Genomic DNA, 3,639 nt, shown 5'->3' on the forward strand with positions numbered 1-3,639 from the left:
TATATCGCCGGAATGACGGATCGCTTTGCGGGAGATCAGTTTATTCATCACTTCTTCCCCAAAGAGTGGCGCAGAATACCGTAGTCTGTGAAGCGAAAACGATTTTTTCTCAGCCTCCCCAGAGCGTTTCTTGCTTGTCTCTGCATAGCGACGCTCTTTGGCTTTTGTGGGCGCTGGAGCTGGGTTCTTGATCTGTTCTCTCACTTCCGTGTGGTCTATGTGTGGGCGCTAGCGCTACTTGTAGGCTGGTTTCTCTGGCGCAAGCAGCGGGCGTGGGTAGGTGTCGCGCTGGTTTTCTGTGTAGTGAATTTTGTCACACTCTGGCCCTATCTTTTTCTTCCGAGGATCCCTCTTCCACCGGCAAGCTCGCCGCGCCTCAAGGTCTTTCATGCCAACCTGCTCGTGCTCAATACGAACTATGCGGCGGTGCAGGAGCAGATCAAAGCCGAGAGTCCCGATATCGTGGCGCTGGCTGAGTTGACGCCAGGCTGGTTTGCGGCGCTGGAGCCTCTGAAGAAAACCTACCCGTACTTTGTGCGCAACGATGCGGGAGATCGGTTTGGGCTTGGGATCTGGAGCAAGTTCCCGATGACCGGCGAGGCACAGTACTTAGGGGCAGGAGCACGCTGCTCGGTGCTAGCGAAGGTGGATTTGCCAACGGGGAAAAAACTGACGCTTCTCTACACCCACCCCTGGCCGCCGTCGAAGGCCGCGTGGGTAGTGGAGCAAAAACGGCAGCTGGCGGCAGTGGCGGAGTGCATCAGAGCTGAGCCAGGGCCGAAGCTGCTGCTGGGGGATCTGAACGCGACGCCATGGAGCGCTCTCTTTCGCAAGCTGGAGCACGACTCGGGGCTGCGTGACACGGAGCGCGACGGCGGAATTGCCTTTACGTGGCCTGCGCCGCTCCCCATTCGCATTCCGATTGACCACTGCCTGGTCTCCCCAGAGCTTCAGGTACTCCGCCGCCGTGCAGGCCGCGCGACGGGCTCGGATCACCTACCGCTGATCCTGGATTTTGTGTTACAATAGAGCCAAGTTTCAAAGTAGAGGACAAGATGAACATGACGGAGCAAACCGACCCGAACGCCTGTACCGAGTACAATGCGCTCTCGCGACGTAGTTTTCTGAGTACCGGCCTCAAAGCCGGAGCCCTGCTGGGCCTGAGTATGACCGATCTGTTTGAGGCCGAAGAGGCCCAGGCGGCGGGTCTGCAAAACGCGACGGCACAGTCTGCCGTCGTGATCTGGCTGGGCGGCGGTGCAAGCCACCTAGATACCTTCGATCTCAAGCCCGACGCGCCCGCTGAGATTCGCGGACAGTTCAACCCGATCAATACCAAGGCAAACGGGATGCAGATCTCCGAGCACTTGCCACTCCTTGCCGCGCAGGCCGATAAGTTCTCTCTGATCCGCTCCATGACCACCGGCGAGGCTGCCCACGAGCGTGGCACCCACTACATGCTCACCGGGTTCCAGCCGCTGCCTGGCTTTGGCGTTCCTAGCTTCGGCTCCGTGGCGGCCAAGTTCCTGCCCACCAAGTCTGCCCTCCCACCCTATATCGCGGTTCCTGGTCAGCTCCAATACGGCGGTGCGGGCTTTCTCGGCGCGGCGCTCGACCCGTTTGCACCGGGCGGTGATCCCAACAACGGCGGCTTTAAAGTCCGTGATCTTGACCTCCCTCAAGGCATGACCCTGGAGCGCATGGACCGTCGCAAGACCCTGCGTGAGTCGGTGGATGCGGCATTCTCTCGGTTTGAGAAAGGCTCGGATCGCGCCAAGGCCGTCAACTCGTTCTATAACCGCGCCTACGGCCTGCTCAGCTCCGCAGAGGCACGTGCCTCGTTTGATGTGAGCAAAGAGCCCGCCAAAGTCCGCGATGCCTACGGTCGCACCCAGCTCGGGCAGAGCCTCTTGCTTGCGCGGCGCTTAGTCGAGGGCGGTGTGCGCTTTGTGACTGTCTCGTCGGGCGGCTGGGACACGCACAACAACGGCTTTAACAACCTTTCCCGCAACCTCTTGCCCACGCTCGATAAAGGCGTCGCCGCTTTTATTGATGACCTGCAGCAGCGGGGCCTCCTCAAGACCACGATGGTGATCGTGATGAGCGAGTTTGGCCGTACGCCGATTATCAACCGCGACGGGGGCCGGGACCACCACGCGCGCTGCTTCTCCGTCCTAGTGGCCGGTGGTGGCGTCAAAGGCGGCGTGGTTGTTGGGTCATCCGACACCAAGGGCTTCGAGCCCGCCGAGCGCCCCGTCAAGCCCGAAGACTTAGCGGCGACGATCTACCAGTGCCTTGGCATTGACTACACCCAGTCCATCACCTCCCCCGAAGGCGTCCGCATCACGCTCTCCCGCGGCGGTCGCCACATCGGCGAGCTGGTCTAGTAGGTCTCGGCCACCTCTCCCTAGGCCCCTCATCTAAAGGCAAGGGGAGCCAGCCGGGTGGGAGAGGTAACACTTATGATACGAACGATACATATCGCTTCTGCGTCTTGGGCTCCCATGGAGTCTGTTGCTTCAGCGCGGCTGCTAAAAGACAGTGGCATTGCGGGGGATCGGGAGACCGAGAACATCACGCTTATTGAGGCGGAGGTTGTGGATACCGAGGGCTTTGCTCCTGGGGAGTCGCGGCGCAATATCACGGTCACGGGTATCGCGCTCAATCCTCTTGTCGGAAAGCGCTTCCGTGTGGGCGGCGTGCTTTGCGAAGGCACGGAGCTGTGCCAGCCCTGTGCCAAGCTCGAAGCGCACACACAGCGCCCCGGCCTCGCCCGTCGGCTGGTGAACCAGGCGGGGATTCGAGCGCGGGTGCTTGAGGAAGGCGAAATCCATGTGGGTGACACGATTGAAGCCGCCGATTGAAATCGGCGTCTGCAGTGGCGCAAGCGCCGCAAAGCCCGTTCCGGGCTACAAACCAATGCCTCCAGCCCGGAACGGGCTTTGCAGCCGGAGGCTACCATGACGCCTCATTCCATGGGGCGGCAAAAAAAGCCTGCGGCTAAACCAACGCCCAAAGCCCCTACACCGGGTGGGGGGGGCATTGCCATCGCCACCAAGCTGCCGCCGTGCTGGGCGGTGGCCTTCTCGCCTGATGGCGTGCGCCTTGCCGTGGGAACGTATCGGCGGGTGCTGGTCTACGAGGTGGCGACAGGCAACAAGCTCTCGGACTGGAGCGTCTCCAGTGATGCTATTCGGAGCGTCGCATTCTCCCCCGATGGTGCGGTGATCGCAGCAGGGACGGGCGTGCCGGGAATGAGCGGGGCGATTCTGCTTCTGAACTCAACCAATGGACAGCTCATCAAGACCCTCAAGCCCCACTACGATACCGTGGAATCCGTTGCGTTTCTGGGAAGCCAGATTCTCTCGGCTGCCAACGATGAGAAAGTCTGCGTGACAGATGCCATGAGTGGGCAGACACTCGGGACGCTCTCGGAGCATGTCGGACGGTGTCTCGCCGTGGCGGTTCCTAGCCGCACGACGCCTCAAGACGGGGGAGCGCTCTTTGCCACGGGCGGGGCGGATAAGATGTTCAAGGTCTGGGATGCGGAGAAGCGCCGGGTCGTGGTGAACTTTGACCAGTGTGGCAGTGTGGTCTGGTGCGTCGCCGCGCTCACGCAGCCAGGGCGCTTCTTTGTGG

General features: G+C 61.2%; 4 protein-coding genes. All 4 read left to right on the forward strand.

All coding sequences use genetic code 11. The features are described 5' to 3' along the window. Positions 1-87 precede the first annotated feature (87 nt). On the forward strand, positions 88-1,029 hold the full coding sequence (locus tag RMO15_RS30055) for an endonuclease/exonuclease/phosphatase family protein (RefSeq protein WP_309721888.1): 942 nt from the start codon (positions 88-90) through the stop codon (positions 1,027-1,029). Positions 1,030-1,061: 32 nt separating this feature from the next. Further along, on the forward strand, positions 1,062-2,387 hold the full coding sequence (locus RMO15_RS30060) for a DUF1501 domain-containing protein (protein WP_309721891.1): 1,326 nt from the start codon (positions 1,062-1,064) through the stop codon (positions 2,385-2,387). 75 nt (positions 2,388-2,462) lie between these two features. After that, complete coding sequence (locus tag RMO15_RS30065; RefSeq protein WP_309721894.1) at positions 2,463-2,864, forward strand: MOSC domain-containing protein; 402 nt, start codon at positions 2,463-2,465, stop codon at positions 2,862-2,864. Positions 2,865-2,960: 96 nt separating this feature from the next. Further along, on the forward strand, positions 2,961-3,639 hold a 679-nt coding region (locus RMO15_RS30070; protein ID WP_309721897.1), incomplete at its 3' end, for a hypothetical protein.

The organism is Armatimonas sp. (genome assembly GCF_031410135.1).
Classification (GTDB): domain Bacteria; phylum Armatimonadota; class Armatimonadia; order Armatimonadales; family Armatimonadaceae; genus Armatimonas.

What these genes read in the sequence shown, in the direction of transcription:
- RMO15_RS30060 (WP_309721891.1), top strand. Translation starts at nt 1,062, where the DNA reads ATGACGGAGCAAACCGACCCGAACGCCTGTACCGAGTACAATGCGCTC.
- RMO15_RS30065 (WP_309721894.1), top strand. Translation starts at nt 2,463, where the DNA reads ATGATACGAACGATACATATCGCTTCTGCGTCTTGGGCTCCCATGGAG.